Raw genomic sequence first — 6,570 nt, 5'->3', positions numbered from 1 at the left:
TTAACTCATTGATCTTCAAGGAGTTTTAGGTTCGGACTGCGCCGGAAGTGGGGCGAATTATAGAGACATCTGAAGGCCCGTCAAGCACTTATTTCGGAAAAGAAGAAAGTTTCTAATTTAAAGCTGCAGGAGCGCGAGGTGGAAACTCGCGCTTGCAGCTTATAGCTTCAGGCTGATGGCGACACTTAAAGGCTAGGGAAGGCGAACTGGGACGCCTCGTGACTCGCACGCTGTGGCCAGCGCTGAGTAATCGCCTTGCGGCGGGTATAAAAGCGCACGCCATCGGGGCCATAAGCATGGAGGTCGCCAAACAACGAGCGCTTCCAGCCACCGAAGCTGTGATAAGCCACAGGAACCGGCAGCGGTACGTTGACACCCACCATCCCCACTTCGATCTCATCACAAAACAGCCGCGCCGCTTCACCGTCACGGGTGAAAATGCAAGTACCGTTACCGTACTCGTGGTCATTGATCAATTGCATCGCCTGCTCAAGGCTGTTCACCCGCACGATGCATAAGACCGGCCCAAAGATCTCTTCTTTATAGATGCGCATGTCCGGGGTGACCTGATCGAATAGACAGCCTCCCAGGAAGAAACCTTCTTCGTGCCCCGAAACGGTCAGTCCGCGTCCGTCGACCACCAATCTGGCACCTGCCGCCACGCCGTCCTCTATATAACCGCTGACTTTGTCGCGATGCTGACCGGTGACCAACGGCCCCATGTCCAACCCACACGTGGTGCCCGCCCCGATCTTCAACGCTTGAATTTGAGGCACCAACTTGGCCACGAGTGCATCGGCCACCTGATCGCCCACGCAAACGGCCACCGAGATTGCCATACAGCGTTCGCCGCACGAACCATAGGCCGCTCCCATCAATGCACTGACGGCATTGTCGAGATCGGCGTCGGGCATCAGCACGGCGTGGTTCTTGGCGCCACCTAACGCCTGAACGCGCTTGCCTCGTGCGGTCGCTTCCTTATAGATGTACTCAGCGATAGGGGTGGATCCGACGAAACTCAAAGCCTTGACCTCCGGCGCCTCGATCAACGCGTCGACGGCGACCTTGTCACCGTGGACCACGTTCAGTACGCCCTTCGGCAAACCGGCTTCGTGCAGCAATTGTGCGATCAGCAGCGTCGAACTCGGGTCGCGCTCGGAGGGTTTGAGGATGAAGCAGTTACCGCAGGCGATGGCCAGGGGGTACATCCATAGGGGAACCATGGCCGGGAAGTTGAAGGGTGTGATGCCAGCCACCACGCCCAGTGGCTGGAAGTCAGACCAGGCATCGATATTCGGCCCAACGTTGCGACTGTATTCACCCTTGAGGATTTCCGGCGCGGCACTGGCGTACTCGACGTTCTCAATGCCACGTTTCAGTTCGCCCGCTGCATCTTCCAGTGTTTTGCCGTGTTCTTCGCTGATGAGCTGGGCGATGCGCGCCTCGTTCTGCTCCAGCAGTTGTTTGAAGCGAAACATGACTTGCGCGCGTTTGGCAGGCGGCGTATTGCGCCACCCTGGAAACGCCGCCTTTGCCGAATCGATTGCCTTCTGAACGGTTTCACGACTGCCCAGCGCCACTTTGTGAACTGGCTGGCCGGTCGAAGGATTGAACACATCAGCGGTGCGGCCATTTTCATTGACCAATTCACCATGAATCAGGTGTTGAATGATGCTCATGTTTGACTCCAAAGGACTGTCCCGCTGGCGCAACCGAAGCTGCGCGCGGACTGGAAATAGGGGATGGATCAGTCGATCTGATTGAGTGCGTCGCCCACCGCGTCGAACATGCGGTCCAGGTCTTGGGGCAGGCTGTTGAACGTCGGGCCGAATTGCAGGGTGTCGCCACCAAAGCGGACGTAGAACCCAGCCTTCCACAGTTTCATCGCAGCTTCGAACGGGCGCACGATGGCATCGCCGTCACGGGCTGCAACCTGAATGGCGCCCGCCAGGCCGAAGTTGCGAATATCGATCACGTTTTTGCTGCCTTTGAGGCCGTGCAACGAGCGTTCGAAATGAGGTGCGGTTTCTGCCACCTGCTGAACCAGGTTTTCGCGCTTGAGAATGTCCAGTGCTGCCAGCCCCGCTGCACAGGCCACCGGATGCGCGGAATAGGTATAGCCGTGCGGGAATTCCACGGCGTACTCCGGCGTAGGCTGATTCATGAAGGTCTGGTAGATCTCGGAACTCGCGATGACTGCGCCCATCGGGATTGCGCCGTTGGTGACCTGTTTGGCGATGCACATCAGGTCAGGCGTCACGCCGAAGCTATCCGCGCCGAACATGGCACCCGTACGCCCGAAGCCGGTGATGACCTCATCGAAGATCAGCAGGATATTGTGCTGATCACAGATTTCGCGCAGGCGTTTGAGATAGCCCTGCGGCGGCACGATCACCCCCGCAGAACCCGCCATCGGCTCGACGATGACGGCCGCGATGTTCGAGGCGTCGTGCAGCTCGATCAACTTGAGCAGCTCGTCCGCCAGTGCAATACCGCCCTGTTCCGGCATGCCGCGGGAAAATGCGTTGCTTGCCAGCAGGGTATGGGGCAAATGGTCGACGTCCATCAACTGACCGAACATTTTGCGGTTGCCGTTCACGCCGCCGAGACTGGTGCCAGCGATATTCACACCGTGATAGCCACGGGCACGACCAATGAGTTTGGTCTTGGTCGCCTGCCCTTTCAGGCGCCAGTAGGCACGGACCATTTTTACCGCGGTGTCTGCGCACTCGGAACCCGAGTCGGTGTAGAACACATGATTCAGTTTGCCGGGCGTCAACTCGGTAATCTTTTCAGCCAGTTGAAACGACAGCGGATGACCGAATTGGAAACCAGGCGAGTAGTCCAACGTGCTCAATTGCTTAGCGACGGCTTCCTGGATTTCTTTGCGAGTATGCCCTGCCCCGCACGTCCACAACCCTGAAAGGCCATCGTAGATCTTGCGACCCTTGTCGTCTGTCAGATAACTACCCTGAGCTGCCACGATCAACCGAGGATCTCGCTGGAAATTGCGGTTCGCGGTATAGGGCATCCAGTGAGCGTCGAGCTTGAGCTGACTGGCCAGGGACATATCGGACGTTTCGGGCATGTTCATTGGAATGACCTCACAAGGGCGTGGGTGGCCTGGCTACCGACTGCAAGGACGGAAACGGGGCCGGTTGCGGCTACGTTGCCATGGGCATAAAGTCACTAAAATCCTGCTTTTTCGATCTTCAGTTGACGGAATACTAAACAATGAGCACTCGCCGTTCTGAAGCGCTGGCCCAGGTCAGCGACTTCGACATTCGTTTGCTGCGCATCTTTCGAAGCGTAGTCGAGTCGGGAGGATTTTCTGCGGCCGAAAGTGCGCTGGGGATTGGCCGTTCGGCGATCAGTCAGCAGATGGGCGACCTCGAGCAACGTCTCGGCTTGCGCCTGTGCCAGCGCGGGAGGGCAGGCTTTTCGCTGACTGAAGAAGGTCGGGAGGTCTATCAGTCATCGCTTCAGCTATTAAGCGCGCTCGAGAGTTTTCGTACGGAAGTGAACGGCCTGCACCAGCATTTACGCGGAGAACTCAACATTGGCCTGACCGATAATCTGGTGACCCTGCCCCACATGCGCATCACTCACGCACTGTCGCAACTGAAAGAACGCGGCCCAGACGTGCACATCAATATCCGCATGATTGCGCCCAATGAAGTAGAGCAGGGCGTGCTGGACGGCAGCCTCCATGTGGGCGTCGTGCCACAAGCCAACGCCTTGTCAGGCCTTGAATACCAGTCGCTCTACAGCGAGCGCTCGCTGCTGTACTGCGCCGTAGGCCATCCGCTGTTCTATGCCGAGGATGCGCAACTGAGCGACGAACGTCTCGCTGGCCAAGAAGCGATCGCCCCTACGTTCCGCCTGCCTGCGGACATTCAGGCTCATTACCAGGCCCTCAACTGCACCGCCAGCGCATCCGACCGGGAAGGCATGGCGTTCCTCATTCTGACGGGCCGATATATCGGCTACCTGCCGGACCATTACGCCACCTTCTGGGTGCAGCAAGGTCGGCTGCGGGCTTTGAAACCTCAGGCACGCTTTTACGATTTGAGCTTGGTCACGGTCACCCGCAAAGGACGCCGCCCTCATTTGGTGCTGGAAAGCTTCCTTGAGAGCCTCGCTGCGACGCGATGATGCTCGCAGAGGTAAAACCGCGTACCTCTGGTTGTTGAAGGAAAATCGCCAACTCATTGTTTCAAAAGAAAATAAAAAAATATCAACATCAACGACCTGATCACTTGGACAGGTTTTTGCAGACGTTCTCGGCAAACACGCTGTCTCAGCAGCGCCCCGCACGCGGCGGGAGGCCTGAACACCCGGACCGCGAGCAAACTCCGCATGAACTGCGGGGATCTCGCAGGGCGGTCACCCCTGCCACGCCGCACATAATACCGAGAGTCCAGCATGCAGCCCCAAATGCCAGATACCCAAGACCTGATCTACGGCCTCAATGACCGGCCTCGCCCTGCCCCAGCTCTCCTGGCGGCTGTGCAGCACGTACTCGCCGCCTTCGTGGGCATCATCACACCACCGCTCATCATCGGCTCAGCCCTGGGACTGGGAGCCTACCTGCCCTACCTCATCAGCATGGCTTTGATGGTCTCCGGCGTAGGAACCTTCATTCAAGCGCGTCGCCCCTTGGGTATCGGCGCGGGAATGATCTGCTTGCAAGGCACCAGTTTTGCGTTTCTCGGTGCCGTTCTTTCCGCCGGTTTTATGGTGAAACAGCGTGGTGGGACGCCCGAGGACATCATGGCCATGGTGTTCGGTGTGTGCTTTTTCGGCGCGCTGGTGCAGATCATATTGAGCCGTTTCATCGGTCAGTTACGTCGCGTCATTACGCCACTGGTAACAGGCATCGTCATCACGCTGATCGGCGTCAGTTTGATCAAGGTCGGGGTGACCGATCTGGGCGGCGGCTTCAACGCCCCCGACTTCGGCGAGCCGACAAATCTGGCGCTCGGCGCCTTCGTGTTACTGGTCATTATTCTGCTCAACCGCTCAAGGACTCCATGGCTGCGACTGTCGGCGATCATCATCGGCTTGGCCGTAGGGAGCATTGCGGCCTGGTTCAGTGGCAAGCTCACGCCTCATTCGATTCATGATGTGGCATTGATCAGCGCGCCTATGCCTTTCCGGTTCGGCTTTCAATTCGATTGGGCGGCTTTCCTGCCTGTCGCGCTGATTTATCTGATCAGCAGCATTGAAACTGTTGGCGATCTGACCGCTAATTGCATGCTCTCCCGCGAGCCCATTCAGGGGCCGAGCTACATCGCTCGCCTTAAAGGCGGCGTACTGGGCGATGGCGTGAGCTGCATGATTGCCGCCACCTTTAGCGCCTTCCCGAACACTACGTTCGCACAGAACAATGGCGTGATTCAGCTAACCGGCGTGGCCAGCCGCTACGTCGGCCTGTATATCGGGGCGCTGCTGTTTCTGCTCGGACTTTTCCCTGTGATTGGTGCGATTCTTCAACAGATTCCCAAGCCAGTACTGGGCGGCGCGACGTTGGTGATGTTTGGCAGCGTCGCGGCAGCGGGCGTGAGGATCCTCGCGCAGTCAACCCTGGACCGTCGCAGCATGCTGATCATCGCGACTTCATTTGGCGTCGGCCTCGGCATCGCCGCGCAACCCACATTGCTGCACCATTTGCCGCAATGGGTGCAGAACCTGTTCGACTCCGCCATCACCAGCGGCGGCCTGACGGCCATCCTGATGTGCCTGTTGCTGCCCGAGAGCACGGTAAGTGCTGCCGAAAAAAAGCCTGAAATCGAAGCCCTCGACCACTGATTTCACTGTCAACGCTTGTCGGATCGTCCTGGGTGCGTTATCTGTTCACACCGTCGCACCCAATGATCCGTCTGGAACCGCTCATGACCCTCGAAGTCCCTGCTCACAGCGTCAGCGCCACCAAACCGGCGAGCCGCATTCGCCAGAAAAACGAAGAAGCGATCATGAAGGCTGCCGAAGACGAGTTCGCGCGTCATGGCTTCAAAGGCACCAGCATGAACACCATCGCTCAAAAAGCTGGGCTGCCCAAGGCCAACTTGCATTACTACTTCACCAACAAGCTGGGGCTTTACATCGCGGTATTGAGCAACATCATTCAGTTGTGGGACAGCACTTTCAACCACTTGAAGGCCGAGGACGATCCCGCCCAGGCACTGACTCAATACATCCGCGCAAAAATGGAATTTTCGCGCCGCCAGCCACAAGCCTCACGCATTTTCGCAATGGAGATCATCAGCGGCGGGGAATGCTTGAACGAATATTTCAGCCAGGACTACCGAACCTGGTTCCAGGGACGGGCATCGGTGTTCCAGGCCTGGATCGATGCCGGAAAAATGGACCCCGTCGATCCGGTGCATCTGATTTTCCTGTTATGGGGCAGCACGCAGCATTACGCCGATTTCGCGACGCAAATCTGCCAGGTCACCGGGCGTGCGCGCTTGACCAAGCAGGATATGGAAGAGGCAGGCAATAACCTGATTCGCATCATCTTGAAGGGTTGTGGGCTGACGCCTCCGCTCTGAACGTGCGACATTTCTG

At 57.9% G+C, this 6,570-nt stretch carries 5 protein-coding genes; 3 read left to right on the top strand and 2 right to left on the bottom strand.

Annotation, left to right across the window (positions count from 1 at the left end; translation table 11 throughout):
* Positions 1-185: 185 nt before the first annotated feature.
* Together N5D61_RS17270 and N5D61_RS17265 are read right to left on the bottom strand one after the other, a co-directional pair.
* Complete coding sequence (locus N5D61_RS17270) at positions 186-1,679, bottom strand: CoA-acylating methylmalonate-semialdehyde dehydrogenase (RefSeq protein WP_279893645.1); 1,494 nt, start codon at positions 1,677-1,679, stop codon at positions 186-188.
* A 68-nt stretch (positions 1,680-1,747) separates the two neighbouring features.
* Positions 1,748-3,094 carry an aspartate aminotransferase family protein gene (locus N5D61_RS17265; RefSeq protein ID WP_108240271.1) on the bottom strand — a complete coding sequence of 449 codons (1,347 nt, stop codon included), beginning with the start codon at positions 3,092-3,094 and terminating at the stop codon, positions 1,748-1,750.
* Between the two features lie 140 nt (positions 3,095-3,234).
* Here N5D61_RS17265 and N5D61_RS17260 point away from each other — a divergent pair, with 140 nt between their 5' ends.
* The 3 genes from N5D61_RS17260 (at position 3,235) to N5D61_RS17250 (ending at position 6,554) form a co-directional block, all read left to right on the top strand.
* Entirely contained in the window at positions 3,235-4,155 is a 921-nt protein-coding gene (locus N5D61_RS17260) for a LysR family transcriptional regulator (protein ID WP_279893644.1), read from the top strand.
* A 270-nt stretch (positions 4,156-4,425) separates the two neighbouring features.
* Positions 4,426-5,811, top strand: a complete 1,386-nt coding sequence (locus N5D61_RS17255) for a nucleobase:cation symporter-2 family protein (RefSeq protein ID WP_279893643.1) — start codon at positions 4,426-4,428, stop codon at positions 5,809-5,811.
* A gap of 83 nt (positions 5,812-5,894) precedes the next feature.
* On the top strand, positions 5,895-6,554 hold the full coding sequence (locus N5D61_RS17250; protein WP_108240274.1) for a TetR/AcrR family transcriptional regulator: 660 nt from the start codon (positions 5,895-5,897) through the stop codon (positions 6,552-6,554).
* Positions 6,555-6,570 lie beyond the last annotated feature (16 nt).

The organism is Pseudomonas sp. GD03842, from assembly GCF_029841165.1.
Taxonomy (GTDB): domain Bacteria; phylum Pseudomonadota; class Gammaproteobacteria; order Pseudomonadales; family Pseudomonadaceae; genus Aquipseudomonas.
Note: the sequence above shows the minus strand (reverse complement) of the source record. Positions and strands in the feature narration are given on the sequence as shown.

Bases quoted from the DNA above. Each gene is read 5' to 3' on its own strand.
- N5D61_RS17270 (WP_279893645.1), bottom strand. From the start codon at position 1,679: ATGAGCATCATTCAACACCTGATTCATGGTGAATTGGTCAATGAAAAT.
- N5D61_RS17265 (WP_108240271.1), bottom strand. From the start codon at position 3,094: ATGAACATGCCCGAAACGTCCGATATGTCCCTGGCCAGTCAGCTCAAG.
- N5D61_RS17260 (WP_279893644.1), top strand. From the start codon at position 3,235: ATGAGCACTCGCCGTTCTGAAGCGCTGGCCCAGGTCAGCGACTTCGAC.
- N5D61_RS17255 (WP_279893643.1), top strand. From the start codon at position 4,426: ATGCAGCCCCAAATGCCAGATACCCAAGACCTGATCTACGGCCTCAAT.
- N5D61_RS17250 (WP_108240274.1), top strand. From the start codon at position 5,895: ATGACCCTCGAAGTCCCTGCTCACAGCGTCAGCGCCACCAAACCGGCG.